The 22,917-nt window shown below is 60.0% G+C and carries 20 protein-coding genes; 15 read left to right on the top strand and 5 right to left on the bottom strand.

The features are described from left to right. The first annotated feature begins 126 nt into the window (after positions 1-126). Positions 127-1,074, top strand: a complete 948-nt coding sequence (locus tag FHT86_RS28140; protein ID WP_133709923.1) for a PP2C family protein-serine/threonine phosphatase — start codon at positions 127-129, stop codon at positions 1,072-1,074. A gap of 71 nt (positions 1,075-1,145) precedes the next feature. Here FHT86_RS28140 and FHT86_RS28135 read toward each other — a convergent pair whose 3' ends face one another. Both FHT86_RS28135 and FHT86_RS28130 read right to left on the bottom strand, forming a co-directional pair. After that, the gene (locus tag FHT86_RS28135) at positions 1,146-1,565 is read right to left on the bottom strand and encodes an ATP-binding protein (RefSeq protein WP_133709924.1); all 420 of its coding nucleotides are present in this window, start codon (positions 1,563-1,565) and stop codon (positions 1,146-1,148) included. 36 nt (positions 1,566-1,601) lie between these two features. Beyond that, complete coding sequence (locus FHT86_RS28130; protein WP_133709925.1) at positions 1,602-1,970, bottom strand: STAS domain-containing protein; 369 nt, start codon at positions 1,968-1,970, stop codon at positions 1,602-1,604. Between the two features lie 203 nt (positions 1,971-2,173). Between FHT86_RS28130 and tssA the strand changes: the two genes are divergently transcribed. The 14 genes from tssA to FHT86_RS28060 all read left to right on the top strand — a co-directional run bounded on the left by tssA (position 2,174) and on the right by FHT86_RS28060 (position 20,269). Then, entirely contained in the window at positions 2,174-3,853 is a 1,680-nt protein-coding gene (gene tssA, locus FHT86_RS28125; RefSeq protein ID WP_133709926.1) for a type VI secretion system protein TssA, read from the top strand. A gap of 159 nt (positions 3,854-4,012) precedes the next feature. Further along, positions 4,013-4,525, top strand: coding sequence for a type VI secretion system contractile sheath small subunit (gene tssB, locus FHT86_RS28120; RefSeq protein ID WP_133709927.1), 513 nt, complete (start codon positions 4,013-4,015; stop codon positions 4,523-4,525). A gap of 95 nt (positions 4,526-4,620) precedes the next feature. Continuing rightward, complete coding sequence (tssC, locus tag FHT86_RS28115) at positions 4,621-6,105, top strand: type VI secretion system contractile sheath large subunit (protein ID WP_133709928.1); 1,485 nt, start codon at positions 4,621-4,623, stop codon at positions 6,103-6,105. Between the two features lie 79 nt (positions 6,106-6,184). Further along, positions 6,185-6,598: a type VI secretion system baseplate subunit TssE gene (gene tssE, locus FHT86_RS28110; protein WP_133709929.1), complete on the top strand. Its 414-nt coding sequence runs from the start codon at positions 6,185-6,187 to the stop codon at positions 6,596-6,598. Positions 6,599-6,611: 13 nt separating this feature from the next. Then, positions 6,612-8,360 carry a type VI secretion system baseplate subunit TssF gene (gene tssF, locus FHT86_RS28105; protein ID WP_166656925.1) on the top strand — a complete coding sequence of 583 codons (1,749 nt, stop codon included), beginning with the start codon at positions 6,612-6,614 and terminating at the stop codon, positions 8,358-8,360. After that, complete coding sequence (gene tssG, locus FHT86_RS28100; protein ID WP_133709931.1) at positions 8,357-9,502, top strand: type VI secretion system baseplate subunit TssG; 1,146 nt, start codon at positions 8,357-8,359, stop codon at positions 9,500-9,502. The genes tssF and tssG overlap by 4 nt, the downstream gene beginning before the upstream one ends. After that, positions 9,499-11,529, top strand: coding sequence for a type VI secretion system-associated FHA domain protein TagH (tagH, locus tag FHT86_RS28095; protein WP_133709932.1), 2,031 nt, complete (start codon positions 9,499-9,501; stop codon positions 11,527-11,529). Before tssG ends, tagH begins: the two co-directional genes overlap by 4 nt. Then, positions 11,526-12,005, top strand: coding sequence for a type VI secretion system lipoprotein TssJ (gene tssJ, locus FHT86_RS28090; RefSeq protein ID WP_166656926.1), 480 nt, complete (start codon positions 11,526-11,528; stop codon positions 12,003-12,005). The genes tagH and tssJ overlap by 4 nt, the downstream gene beginning before the upstream one ends. Positions 12,006-12,050: 45 nt before the next feature. Further along, a complete protein-coding gene (gene tssK / locus FHT86_RS28085; RefSeq protein ID WP_133709934.1) occupies positions 12,051-13,388 on the top strand; it encodes a type VI secretion system baseplate subunit TssK in 1,338 nt (445 codons plus the stop codon). Then, positions 13,385-14,269, top strand: coding sequence for a type IVB secretion system protein IcmH/DotU (gene icmH / locus FHT86_RS28080; protein WP_133709935.1), 885 nt, complete (start codon positions 13,385-13,387; stop codon positions 14,267-14,269). The genes tssK and icmH overlap by 4 nt, the downstream gene beginning before the upstream one ends. A 12-nt stretch (positions 14,270-14,281) precedes the next feature. Beyond that, positions 14,282-17,869 carry a type VI secretion system membrane subunit TssM gene (gene tssM / locus FHT86_RS28075; RefSeq protein ID WP_133709936.1) on the top strand — a complete coding sequence of 1,196 codons (3,588 nt, stop codon included), beginning with the start codon at positions 14,282-14,284 and terminating at the stop codon, positions 17,867-17,869. A gap of 12 nt (positions 17,870-17,881) precedes the next feature. Then, positions 17,882-18,637 (top strand): type VI secretion system-associated protein TagF, encoded by a 756-nt coding sequence (gene tagF / locus FHT86_RS28070; protein ID WP_133709937.1) that lies wholly within the window; start codon positions 17,882-17,884, stop codon positions 18,635-18,637. Then, positions 18,634-19,332, top strand: a complete 699-nt coding sequence (locus FHT86_RS28065; protein ID WP_133709938.1) for a PP2C family protein-serine/threonine phosphatase — start codon at positions 18,634-18,636, stop codon at positions 19,330-19,332. The genes tagF and FHT86_RS28065 overlap by 4 nt, the downstream gene beginning before the upstream one ends. Continuing rightward, a complete protein-coding gene (locus FHT86_RS28060) occupies positions 19,322-20,269 on the top strand; it encodes a serine/threonine-protein kinase (RefSeq protein ID WP_133709939.1) in 948 nt (315 codons plus the stop codon). The genes FHT86_RS28065 and FHT86_RS28060 overlap by 11 nt, the downstream gene beginning before the upstream one ends. A gap of 147 nt (positions 20,270-20,416) precedes the next feature. On the opposite strand, the gene FHT86_RS28055 is transcribed toward FHT86_RS28060, so the two are convergent. The 3 genes from FHT86_RS28055 to FHT86_RS28045 form a co-directional block, all read right to left on the bottom strand. Continuing rightward, a complete protein-coding gene (locus FHT86_RS28055) occupies positions 20,417-20,845 on the bottom strand; it encodes a CHRD domain-containing protein (protein ID WP_133709940.1) in 429 nt (142 codons plus the stop codon). Positions 20,846-21,135: 290 nt separating this feature from the next. Next, on the bottom strand, positions 21,136-21,528 hold the full coding sequence (locus tag FHT86_RS38225) for a DUF982 domain-containing protein (protein ID WP_246779697.1): 393 nt from the start codon (positions 21,526-21,528) through the stop codon (positions 21,136-21,138). 1,039 nt (positions 21,529-22,567) lie between these two features. Continuing rightward, on the bottom strand, positions 22,568-22,789 hold the full coding sequence (locus FHT86_RS28045) for an Sf3a2-prov protein (protein ID WP_133709941.1): 222 nt from the start codon (positions 22,787-22,789) through the stop codon (positions 22,568-22,570). Positions 22,790-22,917: the final 128 nt, after the last annotated feature.

The following is a 22,917-nucleotide window of genomic DNA, read 5'->3' as shown; positions in this document are numbered from 1 at the left end:
GCATCGAAGATATACGGTCGATCTTTTCTCCGATGACCAAACTATAGACGGCGGTTGACAGTATTATGTCACATGGCGCGTTTATTGTGACGCCTCGAAACCACCTTTTGGCCCGTTCAATCCGCTATGCAAGATATCCAGGCTTCTACCAGCACGATCGATGACGAACGTCCTTCTTCAACCGCCGGCGGCGGCGACGCCATGGCGCGGCTGCTTGCGGAAGTTGAGGCGCTTCGTGCCGAGAACGAAGATCTCAAGTTGCTATATGAGGCGACTATCGAGCATGGCGAAGCGGTGGAGGACCAGCTTGCCGAGAGCAATATGCTGCTTCAGCGCGTCCAGACACGCCTGGAAGAAGAATTGAACGATGCGCTGCGCTATGTCCTGTCGCTATTGCCGCAGCCGCGGCAAAGCGGGCCGCGCACGGATTGGATGCTTGTTCCATCTACGGAACTTGGCGGCGATTCCTTTGGATATCACGATATCGATGCGGATCATTTTGCCATTTATCTGCTCGATGTCTGCGGTCACGGCGTCGGTGCCGCGCTTTTATCCGCATCCGTCATCAATGTTCTGAGGGCCTCGGCTCTTCCCAACGCCGATTTTCGCGATCCCTCCGCGGTACTCGCCGGTTTGAACGCGGCCTTTCCAATGGAAAAGCAGAACAACATGTTCTTCACCATCTGGTACGGCGTGTATCAGCGATCGACCGGACAGCTTGTCTTTTCAAGCGGCGGGCATCCGCCGGCGATCCTGCTCCATGACATGCCGGATGGTTCCGTCAGCACTGATCTTTTGATCGGCAGCGGCGGCATGGCGATCGGCGCGATCGCCGATCTGGATTACGACGCATCAACGGTCCATGTGCAGCCGGGTGACCGGCTGCTGGTGCTGAGCGACGGGACTTATGAAATCGGGACCGACGGCAGCGAGCCTTTGACCTTCCAGGATATTCTCGATTTTACGCGCAAGCCGGGTGGGGACGAGCCGGCCGCCGTTCTCGCCTGGGCGCGTGCGATCAACGGAGATGAAACGCTGCCCGACGATTTTTCGTTTCTGCGTGTGGAATTCTAGAGGCATTCCAGGAACAGGTGCAGCGGATTTCCATCCGTAACCAGTGGAAAAACAAAGAGATAGAGCCGTTCCTATAGTGGCAAAACCAGTTCGGTGACGTTTTCGGAGCCTTCCCTCCGGCTCTGCACGGATTGTGCGAATTCATGGACGAGGAACAGTCCAAGGCCGCCGATTTCCATAGTTTCGACATCCGCGTCGGAAGCCGGCGCTGTCGGCGGCTGTGATACGTCGAAGGCCACCGCATGGTCGCGTATCGTCAGCCGGATGATCAGCCCCTGCCGTTCGACCCTTATGACGATAAGATCGCCGACGCCGTCCTGGTAGCCATAGTGTACGAGGTTGGTGAACAGTTCTTCGGTGACCAGGAACAGGCGATTCTTGATATCGTCTGATAGACCGTTGGCGGCGACGAAGTCTTCGAGGCCACTGTAGATCTCCGTCAGCTGCTCGAGCCTGTTATCGACGGTTATTTCGCGGATCATGCGCGTCATCGATGTCACGTGTTCTGACAGTGCCCCTGGTCATGCCTAGTTCTCTTGCACGCCGCTTTTGGCCGGTTCGGCGATATCGGCAAGGGCTTTGGCCTTGCTATCGGCAACGGCGATGATCCGCACGAAGCCGGAGACGCGGAGAACCTCGAGCACCGATGCGTTGGGTGAAAACAATACGAATTTTCTGCCATAGGGCGCCATCTGTTTGGCGATGATGAGCAGCGAACGCAGGCCGAAACTGCTGACATAGTCGATTGCCTGCATGTCGACGAGAAGCGGCCCGCCGCCCGTCTCGACATGCGCCCTCAGATGTGTCTCGAAGGATTTGGCCGTCAGCGTGTCAAGCTTTCCGGACGCATGGACGATTGTCGCGCCGTTCTCGAAAGAATCCGCCAGCTCAAGCATTCACCAGTGCCTTCTCGTTGATCTGCGCCCGTCGTCACAGTTTGCGCGCTCGCCCTGCGTAGGCGGACGAAGCGTTTCGAACGCCACTTCATAGAAGTTACAATTTACACGACTATGACGTTGTTTCGTTTTGCTCCATTTGCCGCAATCTTCCTTTTCATCAGCGCCTGTCGCCGCTTCTTGGTCGGCAGCCGGAGACCTTTATGACGGACATCAATCTTGGCCTTATTCTCGACGATTCTCGCGCGGACATCGGTGCGCTTGCGATCGAGCCATTGCCTTCCGGTGAGGATCTGCGCGGCGAACCGGAATTCGAGACCTTGGAGACGGAATTCCGCAAGATTGAAACCGGTGGCCCGACTGCGGTCGACTGGAAGCTGTTGAACCGGAAGACGCTTGAAATTCTGCAAGGCCGTTCGAAGGATCTCGTCCTGGCATCGCGGCTTGTCTACGGGCTGTATCGCGAGGAAGGTTATCGCGGCATGGCGGTCGGGATCAGCATCCTGCGCGGCATGGTAGCGGAGCATTGGGAGGGCATGTTCCCACCGCTCAGCCGCGAGCGCGGAAGGGCAGGGACGCTAGATTGGCTGGCGGAAAAGCTGGCGACGACGGTTGAAAGCGAGCCGCCCGCCGAGGACAAAAAACTTTTTGCCCTGATTGCACATGATCGTCTCGTCGAGCTCGACACGCTTTTGTCCGAAAAACTGAAGAAATACCCGGTGGCGATGGGACCGCTCGTGCGTGCCCTGCGTCCGCATAGCCGGGAGGCGCGGCAGGCTATCGAGGCCCAGGCTGCACGCGAAGCCGAGCTGGAAAGGGCCGCGACGGAGCCGTCGGCCGTCGCTGCGCCGGTTGAGCCGCCGCGACCCGAAACGCCCGCCGAAACGCCGCCTCCGGCAGCGGTGGTGCCTGTTTCGACCCCGTCGCCCGTTCCTTCCGCCAGTGCGGTCGCCATGCCGGCCGTGCCCGAGATAGCGGTCGGTGAGGGCGCGGAAAAGGCGTTGCAAACGCTCTTCAGCACAGCCGCGCGTATCGCGACAGCGGTCCGGCAGGAGGCCCCGGCCGATGCCCGTGTCTATCTCTGCGCCCGCTTTGCAATATGGGGCCAGATCGACCGACTTCCGCCCGAAAGGGCCGGAAAGACGCTGCTGCCGCCGCCGCAGGCGAGCCGGCTGGCTGAAATCAAGGCCCTGCATGCCGCCGGAAATTACCAGGACTTGCTGATGTCGGCCGAAAGCGCATTCTTTTCGTCGCCCTTCTGGCTCGATGCGCAATATATGATCGCGCAATCCATGCAGGCGCTCGGGGCGCCATATGATCAGGCGCGCATCGCGGTCGCCGGTGAACTCGCGCTGTTTTTGAAGAGAGTGCCGGGTCTTGCGCAGCTCTCGTTTAGTGACGGAACGCCGTTTGCCAGTGCTGAAACGATCAGCTGGATTGCTGCGGAGGTCGAAGCCGGAGATGGCGCGAATGCACCGGGTGCCGACATCGATATCGCCAAGGCCGAGGCCACCAAGCTCGCACAGCAGGGCCAGATCCTTCCGGGCCTTAAGCTTCTGGCGGATTTTGCGGAGGGTCGGCATGGTGAGCGTGACCGCTTTCTTGCCCGTCTCGAAGTCGGCGAATATTGCCTGCGTTTCGATCTGTTGCAGCCGCTTCTGGCGCTTGTGGGCAAGCTTGAAACCATTGCTGAAAAGAACGGCCTTGCGCATTGGGAACCGCAGGTGGCGGCAGCACTCGCCAATCTGTCCTGGCGGGCGCTCGACCACAAGAATGCGAAACGCTTTATGGATGAGGGCCAGCTGCTGGAAAGCAAGAGCGCGGTCGTTTCGACACTCGCGGGCCTCGACATAGTCATGGCAGCACGTTTTTCATTGCCGTGACAAAAGCGTTGTAAAACTGACATTTCAATCAGTCATTATCCCGATGGCCTTCATTTCGGGCCACGCAATATTCTGACCGGCAAGCTCTTCGGCGCGCCCCGGCGTTTATACTTAATGTTTGTTTTATATGCCTCGATAGGCATGGATTGGGATTAGGTGATGGCGAACGAATCGTCTGTTGCGCCGAAAGAGCGCGTCAATATCCGCTACAAACCAGCCACCGGCGATGCGAAGGAAGAAGTCGAACTTCCGCTGAAGATGGTGTTCCTCGCAGATTATACGATGCGCGCCGATGACACGCCGGTCGAAGATCGTTCCTTGATCAATGTGAACAAGGAAAACTTCAACGAGGTTATGAAGAGCCACAATCTGTCGCTCGATTTGTCCGTCGACAACAAGCTTGCCGACGAAAGCAGCGCAGAAGGCCAGATGAGCGTTTCGCTGAAATTCAACAACCTCAACGACTTCACGCCGGAAGCGATCGCCCGCCAAACGCCCGAGCTCAAGAAGCTGCTTGAGCTGCGCGAAGCACTGGTGGCGCTCAAGGGTCCGCTCGGCAATGTCCCAGCCTTCCGCAAGGCGATCCAGGGTGTGCTCGGAGACGACGACGCCCGCGAAAAGCTTCTCGCGGAACTGATTGCCCATACTGAATCCTCCAAAAAAGACCAGTGACCGGATCTCCATCTGTGCCGGGCTTGACCGCCCGGCCTGTGGAGTTTGCGGACTGACCTCACGTTTTTGATGACGATCGAATAAAGGCTCACACGATGTCTGAGAGAGAGACGGCGCAGCAAGTCGAGACGACCTACCAGGAAACGGAAGGATCGCTGCTCGACCAGATCCTGCAGGAAACCAAGCTTTCCCCGAGCGACGATGGCTACGATATCGCCAAGAAGGGCGTCAGCGCCTTCATTGCCGAACTGCTGAAGCCGACGCGTGGCGACAGTACCGTCAACAGTGCGGCGATTGACCAGATGATCGCCGAAATCGACATGAAGCTATCGGCCCAGGTCGACGAAGTCCTCCACAACAAGGACTTCATGACGCTTGAATCGACCTGGCGCAGCCTCCGTTTTGCCATCGACCGCACCGATTTCCGTCAGAACATCAAGATCGAGATCATGAACGTCTCGAAAGACGATCTTTTGACCGACTTCGAGGACAGCCCGGAAGTGGCCAAGTCCGGCCTTTACAAGCACATCTATACCGCCGAATACGGCCAATTCGGTGGCCAGCCGGTCGGCGCCGTCGTCTGCGACTATGCCTTCGGCCCCGGTGCCCAGGATGTGAAGCTCGCTCAATATTGCGCCAGTGTCGGTGCCATGTCGCATGCACCCTTCATCGCCGGCGCCGCACCGTCGATGTTCGGCGTCGACAGCTTCGAAGAGATCCCAAACCTCAAGGATATGGAATCGATCTTCGAAGGTCCGAAATACGCCAAATGGAACGGCTTCCGCGAATCCGAAGACTCCCGCTATTTCGGTCTGGCAATGCCGCGTTTCCTTCTGCGCACGCCCTACGGTTCGGAAACGGTTCCGGTCAAGGCCTTCAATTATGAAGAGCGCGCCGAGGGCCGCACCGAGAACTATCTCTGGGGCAATGCAGCAATCGCCCTTGCCACCCGCATGACCGACAGCTTCGCCAGCTATCGCTGGTGCCCAAACATCATCGGCCCGCAGTCGGGCGGCGCTGTCGAGGACCTGCCGGTTCACACCTTTGAGGCCATGGGCCAGCTGCAGAGCAAGATTCCGACGGAAGTGCTGATCTCCGACCGCAAGGAATATGAGCTGGCCGAGCAGGGTTTCATCTCGCTCACCATGCGCAAGGGCAGCGACAATGCCGCCTTCTTCTCGGCAAATTCGGTGCAGAAGCCGAAATTCTTCGGCAACTCCGCCGAAGGCAAGAATGCCGAACTGAATTACCGGCTCGGCACCCAGCTTCCCTACATGATGATCGTCAATCGTCTGGCGCACTACATCAAGGTGCTCCAGCGCGAAAACATCGGCAGCTGGAAGAACCGCGGCGAGCTGGAAAACGAGCTCAACAACTGGATCCGCCAATACGTGTCGGATCAGGACAATCCGTCCGCCGACGTCCGTTCGCGCCGTCCGCTTCGCAAGGCGCAGATAACCGTTTCGGATGTCGATGGCGAACCGGGCTGGTACAGCGTCGGCATGTCCGTTCAGCCGCATTTCAAATATATGGGCGCGGATTTTACCCTCTCCCTGAAGGGCAAGCTGGACAAGGCCTGAAGCGCGCGTTGAATGCCGCCGCCGGCCCTGAAACGTGGCAATCTTGCCCGCTGGAGCCGGCGTCGGAAGGGAGTTGGGAATGGTATCGGTTAGTTTGTTGCAGCGTCTTGAGCGTGATGATGTCGTTGGCGGATCGGGTTCCACCGTCAACGACGACACCGCGGTCATGAACAGCGTGCTCAGCAACCTGCGGACACTATTGAACAGCCGGCGCAATTGTTGCGAGACCCGTCCGGACTACGGCTTGCGGGATTTCAACGCGACAGAGGACTACCGCAGTTCGATCCCGCTGATTGCCCGTGATGTCGAGCGGCAGATCAGGCTGTTCGAGCCGCGTATCCGCAACGTCGTTGTCCGGGCGGTCGAGGACAAGACCCAGCTGTCGCAGCTGATTTTCCACATCAATGGCGAACTCGCCTATAGCGACCGCACGGTGCGGATTTCCTTCGATTCCGTCCTCGGCAGCGACGGCTATATGCGTCTCAACGGATAGAAGGTCGAACCGAATGTCCGTCAACAGCTATTACCGGGACGAGCTTTCCTATTTGCGGGAAATGGGCAGCCTGTTTGCCAAGGCCAATCCGCGCCTGTCGGCCTATCTCGCCAAGGAGGCATCCGATCCGGATGTTGAGCGGCTTCTGGAAGGCTTTTCCTTCCTGGTCGGGCGGCTCCGTCAGAGGCTCGATGCGGAAATGCCGGAGCTGGCGCTGACGCTGCTGCAGCTCGTCTGGCCGCATTACCTGCGTCCGGTCCCGCCGATCACCACCGTCCAGTTCCGTTTTGCCGAAGGCGCAAGTGGCGCCTCGATGAAAGTGCCGCGCGGGACGCAGGTTCAAACGAAGCCCTTGGGCGGCGAGGCCGTGGTCTTCAGCACGAGCTATGACCTTTCGGTTCTGCCGCTCGACATCACCGGGGTCGATCTCGACAATCGCAAGAACAGCGCAAGGTTGACCCTCAATTTCGAGCGCCTGGCCGGCAATGGCCTGCAGGCGCTTGCCGAGGCGCCGTTGACGATTTTCTTCAACAGCCATCGCGATGCTGCGGTCGCCCGTCAGCTCTACCTCTTCTTCATGGAAAAGGTACAGCGCGTCTCTTTCACGCCGAAGGGCGGCGAGCCGGTCGTCGTGCCGCTCAGGATCCAGCCGCTCGGCTTTTCTGCCGATGAAGCGACGCTGCCCTATCCGCAGGGGTCTTTCGACGGTTTCCGTACCATGCAGGAATATTTCTCCTGTCCGGAAAAGTTCATGTATGCCCGGCTGCATGGCCTCGAAAGGTTCGCCGACCAGCAGACCGACAGCTTCAGTCTTTCCTTTGACATGGCGCAGCGTTTTCCGGAGGCGTCGCGGCTGACCGCGGACCAGTTCGCGCTCAACACGTCGCCCGCCGTCAATCTCTTTTCGGTCGAGGGTCAGGCATTGATGATCTCGCACGACCGTTCGGAATATCCGGTCCGGGCGACGGGAGGGTTCGAAAAGCGCAGCGTCCATGCGGTGGAGTCCGTCGTCGGCTGGGTGCAGGGAAGTGGCAGGCGAGTCGATTACGAAGCCTTTGAAAGCTTCCGGCATGACCCCGCCAACGAGGGTACGGCCAAGCTCTATTATCGCACGCAGGTGCGTCCGGCCATTCTCGGAAACGGCGTCGACCATTACCTCTCCTTCGTCACCCGTCTCGACGAGATCGGCAGGCCGGAGACGGAGACGGTGTCGATGAAGCTTCTCTGCTCCAACGGTCCGCTGGCCCTGCAGCACGGCATCGGCTCGGTCAATCAGCCGACCTCGTCGACGCCGCCGAAGCTCGATTTTTCGAACATCACGCCGATCCTCGGTGAAGTCCCGCCGCCGCTCGAAGACAATATCCTCTGGACGCTGATCGCCAATCTGGCGCGCAATTTCGCGTCGTTGATCGATGTCGACGCTTTACGGACGGTGGTTGGCGCCTATGATTTTCGCGCCAATGCCGACAAGCAGGCCGCGCAGCAGCGCGATCTCCTGCTGCAGAGTTTTCGCCGTTTCGAACGGCGTGGCATCGATATCATGCGCCGTGGTCGGCCGACCCGAGCTTATGAGCTGGCGCTGACCGTTTCCGAGAGCCAGATGGGCGGCGAAGGGGAAATGTATCTCTTCGGCACGATCCTGGACCAATTCCTGAAGTCCTATGCCAGCATCAACAGCCTGCACCGCTTCTCGGTGCGGGGGCTGGATACGAACACGACCTACACGTGGGCTCCCAAGTGGGGAGAGGCAGCGACGCTATGACGCCGGACGGTGGCACGGTCATCGCCGCGACGTCGGCGGAAGAGCGGATCGATCTGCGCAAAGCGCGCGCCGATCGCCTGGCCGGCTTGCGCCATTTCCGATTCCACCAACTGATCACGCTGATCGAGATGCAGCGGCAGGGTAGCCGCCCTGTGGGCGCGCTCGGCGATCCCGCCGAGGAGTATATCCGTTTCCGCGCGACGCGATCCCTGAGCTTCGGCCCTAGCGATCTCTCCGCGGTCGACTACAGCGACGATGGCGAGCGTCTCGATATCCGGGTCAATTTCTTCGGCCTTTACGGTCCGGCCTCGCCGCTGCCGCCTTCTTTTACGGAACGGATTATCGAGGAGGATCGGGCCCAGGCCTCTGTCGAGGACCTGCTCGACCTTTTCAATCATCGCCTGATTTCGCTGCTGCACGTGATCTGGCGGAAGTATCGTTATTATCTGCGCTACGAAACCGGTGGATCGGACGCTCTATCCAAGCGGTTTCTGGCGCTTTGCGGTTTTCCGATCGAGGACAGGGATCGCATCGGCCAGATCTCACGATCGGCACTGCTGCCGCATGTCGGTCTTCTGTCGCTCTATTCCAGTTCCGCCGATGTCGTATCGGCAACCCTTTCCAACTTCTTCAAGATACCCTGCCGGATCGAGGAATTCATCGACCGGCATGTTGTTATGGATAGGGACGCCCAGTTCCAGCTTGGTGTGGCGAACAACCAGCTCGGCGAGGATACGATCATCGGCAGCGAGATCGACGACGATCTGGGGAAATTCCGGGTTTGTCTCGGCCGGTCGCCATTTTCGGCCATTGCGCCCTTTCTTCCGGGAGGAAGCCGTCATCGGCAGCTCTCAGAACTGCTGTCGATGGTCAATCGTGAGCCGCTCGATTGGGACATGCAGTTCGAGTTCGAGCCAGAAACCGTCCCAATGGGATGTTTGGGAGAGATGAAGCTCGGCTGGTCCGGCTGGCTCTATGCCCATGATGCGGATCATCTGGAGAGCACCGTGAGGCTTGCAGTCCTCGAGGCCGATCGCGACGCGGACCAGGAAGACGAGGATTTTAGCGACGATTTGGTTCACCACCCAATGCCGGGCGTGAACGGGTCGCTACGCTTCAAGGGGGCGAGAGCGGGGCAATGAAGGTTCGCTTGTCTCTCGTCGGTGCGTCGGAGAAGACCGGCCACACATTCGGTCCGGAGGGCGGCGCCTTTGGCCGATCCGCCAAATGTGATTGGGTGCTGCCGGATCCGGAGCATATTCTCTCCTCCATCCATGGTCGGATACAGTTCTCGAACGGCCGCTACTTGCTGATCGATGAGAGCACCAACGGCATCCTGCTCGATGGCCGGCAGGATCCGCTCGGCCGCGGTAATTCCATTGTCCTGCAGGACGGGCTGCGATTCTATGCGGCAAAATTCCTGATCGAAGCGCAGATGGTCCGCGATGCCGATCAAGGCATGCCCGCCTATCGGGCGTCCGTGCCGTCTCCCTGGCCTGACGCGCCGGTACCGTTGGCCCGTGAGCTGCGCGGACCGGCCCTCAGCCAAAACGGCTTGTTCGACGGAGCCGCGGGGCGCAATCCACAGGATCCGCTCGCTTACCTCGATACGCCGGTTTCGGTGGATATTGCCGGCCCTCGTGTCGCCTCTGCTTATCCCACACCCGGAATTCCTGCTTATAGCGCCTCGCAACTAAGCCATGACGCCGGTTTGGGCAGCGTGCCCGCTGTTCCGTCCCCCCAGCCGCTCGCTGGCGACGGTAGCCTCGACGATCTCTTTGCCGGCGCGCCGGCTTCACGAGGCAACGGTCCGAGGTTCGATCGACCGATACCCGCTGAGCCGCCGGTCAAAGCGTTCGCCCCGCCGCAGCCCGCGCAGCCTGCTGCACCGCAGCCCATCACAATACCCCAGCCGATGCTTGCGCCGCAGCCGGTTGTCACCCGGTCCATCCCGGAGGATTTTCTTGCGTCCTTCGGCGCAAGGCAGGAAAGCAGCCCTTCGCCCGTTCCGGGATCCTCTCCGGCCAATGCTGTTTCCCCCGTTCGGCCTTCTTTCGTAGCGCCCGCGGCTCGACCGGCGGCAAGGCTCATTCCGGACGATTTCGACCCTCTGACCGCCTTCGGCCAGCCTCGCACATCCGGCTCCCAACCGGTCTCGGTCACAGCACCGGTCCCTCTGTCCGCGCCGCGGGCGCCTTTGCCGCCGGTGCCTGCCGTGCGGCCACCCGAGCCGCTGAGCCCGGCTCTACTTGCGGATTTCGTGAAGGTCGAGACCCCGACCGCAGTCCCCCGTGCTCTCCAGCCTAGTGCGGCCGGAGAGCCGTTCGATCCGCTCGAGGCGATGAAAAGCCGCCGCGAGGAGCGCAAGGCGGCATTGCTGGAAAAGGCGAAGGGCAACGGCGGTGTCGTTCCGCCCATTCCGCTTCCACCGTCTCCCCCGGCAGTTCCCACAGCGTCTGCGACCAGCGCGGCACAAACGCCCAAACCGGCGCCCATACCCGCCGGTTCGCAGCTACCGCCCGAGGCTGTCCCAGTTATCGCAAATCGCGACGTCAACGCTGCAGACATGACGATCATCGCAGCGCTTCTGACCGGCATGGGCTTTTCGGCCGAACGCGTGACGGCGGAGCAGGGGCGCACGATCGCCAAGGAAGCCGGTGAACTGGTGCGCGAATCGGCAGAAGGCCTGATTGCGCTTCTTGCGGCGCGGCGCCTGCTGAAGGCTGAATTCCGGATGGACGAGACCCAGGTACAGCCGGAGGAGAACAATGCGCTCAAGCATTTCAAGATCGCAGAACTGGCGCTCGACGAGCTGTTCCTGACCAAGGGCGGCGGGTTCCAGCCGCCGGCCGAATCCGTTGCCTCGGCCTTCGCCGATCTGCAGCAGCATGCCGTTCTGACCATGTCGGCGATGCAGCGGGCCATCAATCTTCTCTTCCGGCGACTTTCGCCCGAGATCATCGCCCGTGATGCGGAGGATGAGGGTGGCCTGCGCATCCGCGGTCTCGGCGCCCGCAAGGGAAAATGGGAAACCTATGTCGAAAGCCATGCCCGCATGAGCGGCAACATCGACGGGGTCGCCCGCCAGATCATCGCCGAGGCGTTTGCACAGGTTCAAGAAGAGCAGGCACGAAAGGCGGCATCCGCCTATTGGGAGACAAAGCAGTGACAGTGACGAGACGTGCCGTTTTCGAAGGATTGGGTGCGAGCGCTCTTCTGGCTCTCGCCGGCTGCGGCCATACGCCTGATCCGACGCCCACATCCATCGTCTTGAATGCCGATCCGGGCATCAACCCGGGCGAGACCGGCGCGGCATCTCCCGTCGTCGTCAGGATTTATGAGCTGAAGGGCATCAAGGCGTTCAACAACGCCAATTTCTTCGATTTCGACAAGGATACGCAGCTTCTCGGCGCCGACCTCATCGCCAGCCGAGAATACGAGATGACCCCGGGCAGCCAGCAGAAATACCAGAAGGAGATTTCGAGCGAAGCCGCCTATATCGGCGTCGTCGCCTCCTTTCGCAACATCCAGTCGGCGACCTGGCGGGATTCGATCGAGCTGCACAAGGGTTCGAAGAACAGGCTGGTCGTCTATCTCACCAGCGCTGCGGTCCGGATTCAGAAGGCGAGCGGCTGGTTCGGCTGATGGGCAGAGAGTTTATGAGGCGAGGGTCCTCGGAGGGAACGATCGGTGTCGACGGGTAAGCCATTGTGGCTGGAGGGCATGTTTCTGCGCCCACAGCATCTGCAGCAATACGACCGCTGGATCGAGGACAGCCTCGAGCAGCGGGTCGCGGCGTTGCTGCCGCATTCCTGGGGTCTGCGTAGCCTGCAACTCGATCCGAATGCGTTGAAGAACGGCCAAGTAAGGGTCATCTCGGTCGAAATGGTCTTTCCCGATGGGACCGTCTATGCCGCGCCCGTAGCACAACCTTTGCCGCCCGCGCGGCATCTCACCACCGATTTTCAAGACAAGCGGCTCTTTATTGCTGTGCCGTTGCGGGCACCCGGCGGCATTGATGTCGCCGATAACGACAATCCTACCCAGCGCTTCCGCCGTCTCGCGACGGAGCTGCGCGATAGCGCCAAGGCGGACCGGCCGCCGGCGGATATCTACCTTGCCGCCTTAAATGCGCGCCTGGTGATCGAAGGCGAATCGCTGGATGAGCTGGTCTATGTCCCGATCGCCGAAATAGAGGCCGTCGATGCGCAGGGCCAGGTGACGTTGTCGGAAACCTTCATTCCGCCGGCGCTCGTCGCCGGCGCCAGCCTGCGGCTTGTCTCGTTGATGGAACAGATCCGCGGCCTTCTGAAAAGCCGTTCCGATGCGCTGGCCTCCGGCGCTGCCGGCGAAGACGGTGGCACGCGGTCGGGCACGATCGATCTCATCACGCTTGGCATCGTCAACCGTTATCAGGCGGTCTTCGATCACATGATCGCCGCCGCCGTCCACACGCCGGAGATTGTCTACCGCGAATGCATCGCCCTTGCTGGCGAGCTTTCGGCCTATGCCGCGACTGGACGCAAGCTGCCGGATCTCGGCCGTTACAATCATCGCGACCTCCGGACGAGCTTCGAAAACCTGATGCCGATCCTGCGCAACCTGCTCAGCGTCATCGTTGAGCGCAACGCCGTCAGCATCCCGCTGACCGAGAGGGATTACGGCATCTGGCTCGGCGAGATCAAGGACCGCATGACCTTCACCGGCCGCCGCTTCGTGCTGATCGCACGGGCGAACATTGCGCTGGAAACCATCCGCGTGCAGATGCCGATCCAGCTCAAGATCGGTCCGGTCGAGCAGATCCGCGATCTCGTCAATCTGCAATTGCCCGGCATCGGTGTCCAGCCGCTGTCCGTCGCCCCGCGCGAAATTCCCTTCATGCAGAACGCCGTCTATTTCGAGCTCGACGACAGCAATCCGCTCTGGAGCCGCTTCCGCGATTCGGCGGCTTTTGCGCTGCATGTCAGCGGCGACTATCCGGGGCTCAACCTTGAACTCTGGGCGATCCAGAGGGGAACGGCCCAATGAGCGATGCAGGCGAGGAGTCCGATCACCCGACCATCGCCCGGCGCCTGAGCCCACGGGCGCGCACCGCGCTCGCTGCCCAGAGCGAAGAGGATGCGCCGACCGTCGTCATGCATCGCCAGAACAATCCGCCTACCGAAGCGCCGGCAACCGGTACATCGTCGCTGCAGAGCGCCGCGGCCATCGTTCAGCAGCTTGAGGCGACGCCTGAGAGAAAACTCGTGCGCGCCGCCGCTCCCCTGCTTCTGATTGCGGCACAGTTGCGCAATTCCGTCGATCGTGCCGATGTCGCAGCGTTGCGCCGCCAGGTCGCCGAGGAAATGGACCGGTTCCAGCAGACTGCGCAAAAGAGCGGCAGCGAGGCCGGCGACATCATCGCCGCACGCTATGTCCTCTGCTCGATGCTCGATGAGACGGTGCTGATGACACCCTGGGGCAGCCGCAGCGAATGGAGCGCCAACAGCCTTTTGAACCAATATCACAACGAAACCTGGGGCGGCGAAAAGGTCTTCACCATCCTCGATCGCGTCAAGACCAATGGCGAGAAGAAGCTGCCGTTGCTGCTTCTGATCCATGCCTGCCTGATGCTTGGCTTCGAGGGACGCTACAGGGTTTTGGAGCGCGGCCGCGATCTGCTGGAGGAGTTGCGAAACGACCTTTCGCGGACGATCCGCCGCTATTCCGAGGCAAAACCCGAAGAGCCTCTCTCACGGGAGGCGAAGGCTGCCAAGGACGGACGGAGAATCCGCACCGCCATACCGCTCTGGATGGTGGTCGTTTCGGCGATCTGCGTGCTCATCATTGTGCATGTCTACGCGCAGTTCACGCTCTCCAACGCTCTTGCGCCGTTGCTCGCCAAAATTCATGCGCTGACGGCGGGATAGGGTTTTCGTGCAATGTTGAGAACCTATCTCGTTACTCTTCTGAGATCGACCAGCCTGATCATCCTGCTCGTGCTTGCAGCGCTTTCGGTGGTTTTCTGGCTCTTCGGCGGGACGCTTGCCATAGAAGGCGTCAGGCCGTTTGCGGATGCGTCCCTGCGCGCCTACGTCATTATTGGGGTCTTCGTCTTCTACTTTCTGGTGACGTTTCTGCGTCATCTGCTCGCCCGCCGCGCCAATGCCCGGCTGATCAACTCGATGCTCGCCAATGACGAGCTCGTTTCGATGGGCAGCGACTTCTCCTCGGGCGAGATCGAAATCATCCGTGAGCGTTTTGAAAAGACGCTGAAGACGCTGCGCGACAATCCGGTCGACGGCCGCCGCAAGCGCGATTTCATCTATGATATGCCCTGGTATATCATCATCGGCCCGCCGGGCACCGGCAAGACGACGATCCTGCGCAATTCTGGCCTGAACTTTCCCCTGGCCGTGGATGGCGACCCCGCGCTTCAGGGGATCGGCGGCACGCGCAATTGCGATTGGTGGATTTCCGACGAGGCCGTGCTCATCGATACGGCCGGCCGCTACACGACGCAGGATATCAATGCCGGCATCGATGCCGCTGCTTGGAACGGCTTCCTCGATCTTTTAAAGCAGCATCGTCGTCGGCGGCCGATCAATGGCGTGCTGCTTGCCTTCAGCATTGCCGACGTCATGCTCGCCAGCGATGCGGAGCGCCAGAAGCAGGCCGAGACCCTGCGCCAGAGGTTGCGCGAACTGCACCGTACCTTCGGCATGCGACTGCCGGTTTACATGCTCTTTACGAAATGCGACCTGATCGCCGGTTTCGAGGAATTCTTCGACGAGACGCAAGAGGAGGAGCGCGAGCAGATCTGGGGCATGACCTTTACCCGCGACGACGAGCAGATGACATTCGGACGGCAATTCGAATCCGGCTTCACCGATCTCGTTGCCCGCCTCGAGCGCCGCCTCCCGCTCAAGCTCTCCGCCGAGCGCAGCAACAGCCGCCGCTGCCGCATCTACCAGTTTCCGCATGAATTCGGCTCGATGGCGACGACGTTGCGCGGCTTCGTCACCGATGTTTTCCGCATCAATCGTTACGAGGCTCAGCCGCTTCTGCGTGGCGTCTATTTCACCTCGGGCACTCAGGAAGGTACGCCGTTTGACCGGCTGCTCGGCGCCATGGGCCGTAGCTTCTCGTTGGCACCCAGCCAGCAAATGCCGATGAGCGGGCAGGGCAAGGCCTTCTTCATCCGCAAGCTTCTGACCGATATCATCTTCGCCGAACAGAATCTGGTCGGCAGGAACACCAAGCTCGAACGGCGGCTGGCAACGGCCCGCTACGGTGCCTATGCGGCGCTGATTGTCTTTACAATCGGGCTTTCAGCTTTCTGGCTCTATGGCCTCGGCACGTCGCTTGCGCAGATCAAGCAGACCAACGACACCACCGATGCGCTGCGCGATCGGCTTGCCGCGGCCAATCAGAGCCGCAGCCTGAACACGATCCTGCCGGCGCTCGATACCGCGAGCGCGCTGCGCGACAGCGTTTCCGGATCCTTCGGCTGGTTCGGGCAGATCTTCGGTATCGACGCTCGCCCGCAACTGGCCTCCGCCGCTGATGTCACCTATGACAATGTGCTCGGCGAATACCTGCTGCCGACGGTGACGAAGCGGTTGCAGACACAGGTTCAACTGCTCTCCTCCTCGGGCGACAACAACAATCTTCTGCTGCGCGACCAGCTCGAAACCTATCTGATGCTGACCACCGGCCAGAACTTTGCCAAGCCGAAGGTCGAGCAGGAATTCGCCAAGCAGAACGATGCGGTTTTCGCCCTCGACCCCGCCGACCATTCCCGCATGGACGCGCATATGGAGCAACTTGTCGGCCTCCTGCCAAAGCGGATCCAGCCCGACCAAGGCACCGTGGAGGACGCGCGCGAGCGCCTGAGCCGGGTTCCGCCGGCGCAGGATATCTATCGGCGCATGGTGACGGATGCTGACCGCCGCTATCAGCTGACGCCAATCAGCATCGTCAATGTTCTCGGCACCAGCGTATTGCGGGCCGATACCGCAGGGCTTGGCGGCAGCAGCGTTGTTCCCGGCTTCTACACCAAGGACGGTTTTTATAATTTCTTCCTGCCACGCCTGCCGGAATACATCCGCAATTCCACCGGCACCGATTGGGTTCTCGGCAACAACGCCATCAGCAACGATGCCTACAATAAGGTGGCCCAGCAGATCGTCGCCGCCTATGTGAAGGACTATATTGCGGCTTGGCGCAGCGCCATCGGCCAGGTCCGGGTTATCGATTTCGATTCGCTGAGCCGCGCCCAAATGGTTCTGCAGGAACTGTCCAATCCGCAGTCGCCGCTGACCGCCTTGCTCAACGAAGTCAGGGAGAATACCGAGCTGCCGCTGCCGGCCGTCAAAGAAGGCGGTGCTGCCGACGAAGCCGCTTCGCAGGCCGCGGCAAAGGTCGGCGGGCCGGCCGGGCTGGTCACGGCGGTTGCCGGCGAAGCCACCGATGCCATGGCGAAAACAGCGATATCGACGGCTTTCGGCAATGCGCCGTGGCCCGGCACGACGATCGGCGATGCATTCAGGCCGCTGAACTCCCTTGTCGACCCGCAGAACCCGTTGGGCTCGCTCAATCAGGTGCAGCAGCTGTTCGGCGACATGTTGGGCACCGTCGCCAGCGTCACATCGGCGCCGGACCCGTCCGCCGCCGCCTATGACTTCATCTCCCAGCGTGCCAAGAGCCCGATCAATGACAGCTTTTCGAAGCTCGGGGCGGAAGCGGCGACGAAGCCGGAGCCGGTGCGATCCATGGTCGGATTTGTCTCGAAGCGGACTCTCGACCAGCTGATGCGGCAGAGCTATGCCTACATCAACGGCCGCTGGCAGCAGGAGGTCGTCCCTGTCTGCAACAACATCCTGACAGACCGCTATCCCTTTGCGCTCGATTCGCAACAGGAAGTTTCGCTGCAGGATTTTTCCGATTTTTTCAAGCCGAGCGGCATCATCGACAAGTTCTTCAGCGATTATCTCACGCCGTTCGTCAGCGTCAGGGGCCGGCAGCTGACAGAGCTGGCCGGGCAGGGGGGAGGACTCGGGCTTTCGAAGGATTCGCTGGCGCAATTTGCGAGAGCGCAAACGATCCGCGATGCCTTCTTCGGCGCTGGTGGCACGACGCCGCAGGCGAAATTCACGGTCGAACCCTTCTTCCTCGATCCGAAGGCACTCAAATCCTCCTTCATCCTCGACGATGCACAGCTGGACTATCGCCACGGCCCGGTTCGGGGCCAGGATTTTACCTGGCCGAGCAAGCTGGATTCCAGCACCGCGACATTGCGCATCAATCTTCTGGACGGCACGTCGCAGACTTTGGAGCGTACCGGCAACTGGGCGATCTTCCGGATGCTGAGCAATTCCGGCCTCGCCAATGTCAAGGGTCAGGATCAGTTCGTCTTCTCGATCGCGAAGGACAAGGTGCAGGCGAGCTTCAGACTCAAGGCCGGCAGCGTCACCAATCCATTCAATCTTGATCTCTATTCCTCCTTCCGCTGCCCTGCGGCACTTTAGGCGTAGGCGGCGATGGAGGCGCAGGGCTATTTCGGCAAGGTTCCTTCGGTCGGCGATTTCGTCTTTCGCGCGCTGCCCATCCGCATGACGGAAATCTGGGCGAGCCAGATGCAGCGCTGGCTGGCCGCGGCGCGACCGGCCGGTGCGGCTTCATTCCAGAAGTCCTTCCTAACGTCGCCGGTCTGGCGGTTCGCGCTTGCCCGCGATGTCGTCAGCACGGAAAGTTGGGTTGGACTTTTTGCGGGGTCGATCGACCGTGTCGGTCGCGAGTTTCCCTTTACCGTCATGATATCAGTCGATCTCGATCCCGCCGCCCGACAACCGATTGCGACGATCGACCCGTTTTTCGACGCTCTGGAGACCCAGATGCTCGCCTTCATGGAGGGGCAGGCCAGTCGGGAGGAGCTGGTTGCTGAGATTGATGTCTGTGCCGGAACGCTGCGCACATCCCTCAAGCAACTCCCCGCCGAAGGTGGCAAGGAGTTGCTGATGCCACGTGATGGAGAGGATATCCTTTGCCTGTCCGGTGAGGGCGAGCATGGCTCATCGCGGACGGCCTATTCTTGGGCAGGTACCGGAGCCGAGGGTGGAGAGGCCTCCCGTCTATGCCTCTGGTGGCACGATGACACCCGGATGCAGCCCGCCGCCGTCTGCATCAGCCGCGGTCTTCCCGTCGCACAGGCCGCCATACCCTTCCTCATTGGCGACTGGCCAAAGCATGGCTGGACCCTGTCGGCCCCTGCAGTCAAAGGCGAGGCAGGGTCATGACGGACGAGCATCCGGCGGGCAGGTCGCAGTTCCTGGAGGCGGAAGCCGCGACCAGCCGCGGCCGCAAGCATACGGTGAACGAGGACGCCTACACCGTCAATCTCGATGCCGGTCTCTTCGCGGTCGCCGATGGCATGGGCGGGCATCGTGACGGCCATGTCGCCAGCGGCGCGATCATTGCACTGCTGGAGCGCACGCTTACCGGCGAGGCGTCCTTCGAGCAGAGGATCGAGATGGCGACACAGGCGATCCAGACCGTCAACAAGGCGCTGCACGACCAGACGATTGCCGTGCCCGGAACCGATATTTCCGGTTCGACGGTCGTCGCGGTCATCATCGATGAGAATTATGCATGTTGCCTCTGGGCTGGCGATTCTCGCCTTTATCTTTTCCGCAATAACTGGCTTTATCTGATCTCCGAGGATCACGTAGGGGAAGGTGGCATTCTGACGCGTGCGGTCGGTTCGGCTCCTCGTCTGGAGGTTGATCGGCGGGTCATCGAAGTCAGGGATCGCGACGTCTTTCTGCTCTGCAGCGACGGGCTTCTCAAAGGCATGAGCGAGACGGCGGTCGCCGATCTCCTTGAATCGGACGGTCATGCGCCCGTGGACCGGCTGCTGGCGAAATCCATCGCCGGCGGGTCGGCGGACGACGTGACGGCCATTTTGGTTTGGGTGGGCTACCATGAGCGCTGAGGCAAAACGCGAGGATGTCATCGATCTGCCGCTGCGGTCGCGGGGCCTGATGGTCGAGCCAGGTGCGATTCTTCGCGATCGCTTCGAGCTGATTGCCGAAATCGGCCGCGGGGGCCTTTCCGTGGTCTACAAGGCAAGGGATCTCGTTGCTGTCAGGGCGGGCCTTGCCAATGCCTTCGTCGCCTTGAAGATCATCGTCGAGGATGCCGAAACCGATCAGGATATTCTTGCGCTCATGTACCGGGAGGCACGTCGGCTACGCGAACTCCTGCATCCGAACATCGTGCGCGTCTATGACATGGACTGCGACGGCAACGTCCATTTCATGGTCATGGAGCATCTGGAAGGACAAACGCTGGCGAAAATCCTGCGGGAGGCGACAGAGCATCGGCTGGAGCTTTCGCAGATCGAAAGAATCGTCGCCGACATTTCCGCTGCCCTTCGCTATGCCCATGCCAACAATATCATTCACGCCGATCTCAAGCCGGGCAATGTCTTTATCGAGCGCAGCGGCCGGGTGAAGCTTATCGATTTCAACATTGCCTATCCGGTCGCGCGCGTCTCGCGCCTCGGTGAGGAAGATACGGCGAGGATCCTCGGCCGCCTCGGCGCCGTCACGCCGATCTATGCCTCGCCGCAGCGCCTGATGGGCGCCGAACCCAGCGAAGGCGACGATATCTATTCCCTCGGCGTCATAACCTATCTGATGCTGACGGGACAAAGGCCCTTTGGTGCCGCCAACGCCTTGGAGGCAAAGGAGAACGGAATTTCTTCTGCGCTCCCAGGTGGTCTATCGAAACGTCAGCGCACAGCTCTCCACAGTGCCCTGTCGCTGGATGACCGCAATCGGACAGCGTCAGCGGAGCATTTCGCCGCCCAATTCACCAAGCCATTGATCATCGCGCTGATGGACACCATCCGGAAACTGCCCGGTTGACGGTCGGAACCGCGCCATACAATTCGCCCCGTTCCTCATTGGCCGGCGGTTTGGCACTTCCCATCGCTAAGTAGAGGCGTCCACCCCACGCATGGGCCATTGGCGAGCAATGGCGGCCGCCATTGCTCGCCAATGAAGACAAGTCCCTTATTTGGAGAATTGAACTTGCGCGCGGGTTTCGCCCTTCGGGTACTTGGCTGTATGCAGGTTTATATAGGTCTGGCCTGCCAGGAGCGCCTTTGCGGTTGCCGCGTCGGCAGTAAGGGTACCTGTCATGCCGCTCTTGTAAGGACCAGGAATAGGCAACATAACGGCAGCATCTTCGCCAGGGCCAGCCGGCCCATGGAAGTGGGCGACGGTTACTGGACCGGTCAAGCCAGAATAGGTGATCTTGTACGTCACCTTGTCGGTCTTGGTGTTGAAGGTTCCGGAAACCTGCCCGGTGGCGTTTGAAACGGCTGATCCTTCCGCGCCGAGCTTACCCCAGAATTTCATCGTTTTCGCTTCTGCGAGTGGTGCAAAGGCGAGCATGAAAGCAGCGGCGAGTGGTATGGAAGTGCGGGTATTGAAACGCATCAATTACTCCTGTGGTGGGTTTTTCGTGCGTTAGTAAACGGTTGAGCAACTAATTTATTCGATCAAATTTTTGTTACGGTTCGTCCTTGTGACGTATTTTGAACCTGAGGCGTCTGCTTTCACGCCACGCACCCCATCTCTAGCGGAAGGTGCCAAGCGAAGGTGCGGCACGTAGTTTGGGCACTGCCTGTTCAGTTCGGCAGGCAGAGACGACGCCTATCCCAAACCGACAACCGCGAGTACCCAAGGCGCTCAAGGCAATTCACAAGCAACTGGAGCGCTGCATGATCTCACGCTCCATACACAAACACACCATCCTCACGGGCTGCCGCGATCATCGCTTCTCTGACCTCGTCAGGCGTTATTTTCCCCTCGTGTGCGGCGAGAAGCGCTTTCTTGGCCACTTCATAGGCTTTACCGGTTTCTAGTTGGGGCCATTCGTGCAGTAGAAAGTCGGCGGCCCGCTCGGTGCTGTTGATCGTGACTGCTCGGCCGAGATGTTTTGTTTCCAGCGTCAGGGTCCTATCCCACCATTGTGTTGGCATGGCTTTGTTCCTCCGAAGGAAAAACCGGCGATCGGATGCTTTGTTCCGAGGGAGCGCGCAATGATCTTGCTCGGCATAATAAGTTTCAAGCCGCAGTTTCGACGCACTCGGAAAAGATGTATCCAATGAAGTTTGCATGGCCTCAGTCCCCCTCAACGCTACTCGACTATTTGAAAGCTCGGTCTCGAACACGGATGTTTAGTTTGGCTCGCCAGCCGCCGCCTTTTCGCGAAGCAAGTCATCAAGCAGGATCAAGTTCCCGGCGCAGGACGCCGACGCTGCTCGATCAAAAATGACGAGCGCGAAAACCACTCATACGCCCGCCATCGTTCGGTGCGCCGCGAAGCGCCCAAGGCGCCCCGTAAATAGACTCGCTAAAACAGAAAGTTAATAGCCCACGCGAATACTATTGGGGTTACCACGTATTTTGTAGTGGCGCGGCCTTTACGCAATCCTGGCCTCTGCGCTTGGAGTGTGGTCGTCAACGATAGTCGTATCCAGCCTTCCATTTAGGAGCTGAAATTGGCGCCGGCCTGTACCGCATGGACGAATGCCTGATCCGGTCGGCTTAGGGCCCACGTGATCCAATATCTACTGGGATTGAGCGGGTGAGCGTGCGCAAAAGATTTTCTTTGTCATGCAGCTCAATAAATGGCGCGGAATTTAAATAGTTTATTGCGCAAAGTGTGTAAAGCTGCGCTAATAACTGCGCCGGATCAACCGCGACCCGGCATGCTGGACTATATTAATCTTTCCCTCTGCTTAACCAGCAGAGGGTTTTTTCTTTTGGCGTCATATGTTTCTATGTTTTGGCCCGCTCACGGATAGAAATTGGCCTAATCGCGAAATCGACTGCTGTCGCGGATTCCCATAGCATATATAGAGAGCATTACTGTGGATAGGTCCTGAGCCTAGTAGCTATTTTGACGTAGTCCACGGCGCCGACATGCGCTTTTGAAGATTTCTCGGACTTTCGAAATGGAAATAGGAAGATCTATTTTTTGCGGGTAAGCTAAACATGGCTTGCCCTTTCGTACTTCGGCGCGAGCGCGCTTGTGTCTCTCGGTCGCAGCCGCCCATTCAGTTGGGCAACGATAAATTACGCTACGCCCTTAGATGAGTGCTGGCAGACTAATTCCAATGAGATGGAGATATCGGACGCATTGAACGAAGGCACCTATCTTCCCGGCGGTTTGTCGCTGCTTCTGACTTTTTGGGCGTCTAGTTGTCCGTGTTCAAACGACTTGGCGCCGGAGCTGCCTTCGGGATAGGGGTTGCCATCTTCCGGGTTCTTCTGTTGGCCGGCTTTCGCGCCACGCTCATATGCGCCAGCATCGCGTTTTTCAGCTTGCTTCACATCCGTTGCGCTCACTACCGGCGGTTTGTCATCCTTTGCCATGGGGCAGTTCTCCTCATTGCTGGTGGACCTTCTCTACTACTGAGGAGGTGCCGTCGTAGGCTGCGTTGCCGGTGTCTGTGTCGTGGTGGACTCAGCGGCCGGAACTGTTGCAGTCATCGGGATTGTGT

The organism is Rhizobium sp. BK313, assembly GCF_014193655.1.
In the GTDB taxonomy this organism is placed as follows: domain Bacteria; phylum Pseudomonadota; class Alphaproteobacteria; order Rhizobiales; family Rhizobiaceae; genus Rhizobium.
This window is presented reverse-complemented; position numbering and strand designations above follow the sequence as displayed.

Bases quoted from the DNA above. Each gene is read 5' to 3' on its own strand.
- tssG (WP_133709931.1), top strand. From the start codon at position 8,357: ATGACGCCGGACGGTGGCACGGTCATCGCCGCGACGTCGGCGGAAGAG.
- FHT86_RS28135 (WP_133709924.1), bottom strand. From the start codon at position 1,565: ATGACGCGCATGATCCGCGAAATAACCGTCGATAACAGGCTCGAGCAG.
- tssA (WP_133709926.1), top strand. From the start codon at position 2,174: ATGACGGACATCAATCTTGGCCTTATTCTCGACGATTCTCGCGCGGAC.
- tssM (WP_133709936.1), top strand. From the start codon at position 14,282: ATGTTGAGAACCTATCTCGTTACTCTTCTGAGATCGACCAGCCTGATC.
- FHT86_RS28130 (WP_133709925.1), bottom strand. From the start codon at position 1,970: ATGCTTGAGCTGGCGGATTCTTTCGAGAACGGCGCGACAATCGTCCAT.
- tssC (WP_133709928.1), top strand. From the start codon at position 4,621: ATGTCTGAGAGAGAGACGGCGCAGCAAGTCGAGACGACCTACCAGGAA.
- tagF (WP_133709937.1), top strand. From the start codon at position 17,882: ATGGAGGCGCAGGGCTATTTCGGCAAGGTTCCTTCGGTCGGCGATTTC.
- FHT86_RS28060 (WP_133709939.1), top strand. From the start codon at position 19,322: ATGAGCGCTGAGGCAAAACGCGAGGATGTCATCGATCTGCCGCTGCGG.
- icmH (WP_133709935.1), top strand. From the start codon at position 13,385: ATGAGCGATGCAGGCGAGGAGTCCGATCACCCGACCATCGCCCGGCGC.
- FHT86_RS38225 (WP_246779697.1), bottom strand. From the start codon at position 21,528: ATGCAAACTTCATTGGATACATCTTTTCCGAGTGCGTCGAAACTGCGG.
- FHT86_RS28045 (WP_133709941.1), bottom strand. From the start codon at position 22,789: ATGGCAAAGGATGACAAACCGCCGGTAGTGAGCGCAACGGATGTGAAG.
- tagH (WP_133709932.1), top strand. From the start codon at position 9,499: ATGAAGGTTCGCTTGTCTCTCGTCGGTGCGTCGGAGAAGACCGGCCAC.
- tssE (WP_133709929.1), top strand. From the start codon at position 6,185: ATGGTATCGGTTAGTTTGTTGCAGCGTCTTGAGCGTGATGATGTCGTT.
- tssF (WP_166656925.1), top strand. From the start codon at position 6,612: ATGTCCGTCAACAGCTATTACCGGGACGAGCTTTCCTATTTGCGGGAA.
- tssB (WP_133709927.1), top strand. From the start codon at position 4,013: ATGGCGAACGAATCGTCTGTTGCGCCGAAAGAGCGCGTCAATATCCGC.
- FHT86_RS28140 (WP_133709923.1), top strand. From the start codon at position 127: ATGCAAGATATCCAGGCTTCTACCAGCACGATCGATGACGAACGTCCT.
- FHT86_RS28055 (WP_133709940.1), bottom strand. From the start codon at position 20,845: ATGCGTTTCAATACCCGCACTTCCATACCACTCGCCGCTGCTTTCATG.
- FHT86_RS28065 (WP_133709938.1), top strand. From the start codon at position 18,634: ATGACGGACGAGCATCCGGCGGGCAGGTCGCAGTTCCTGGAGGCGGAA.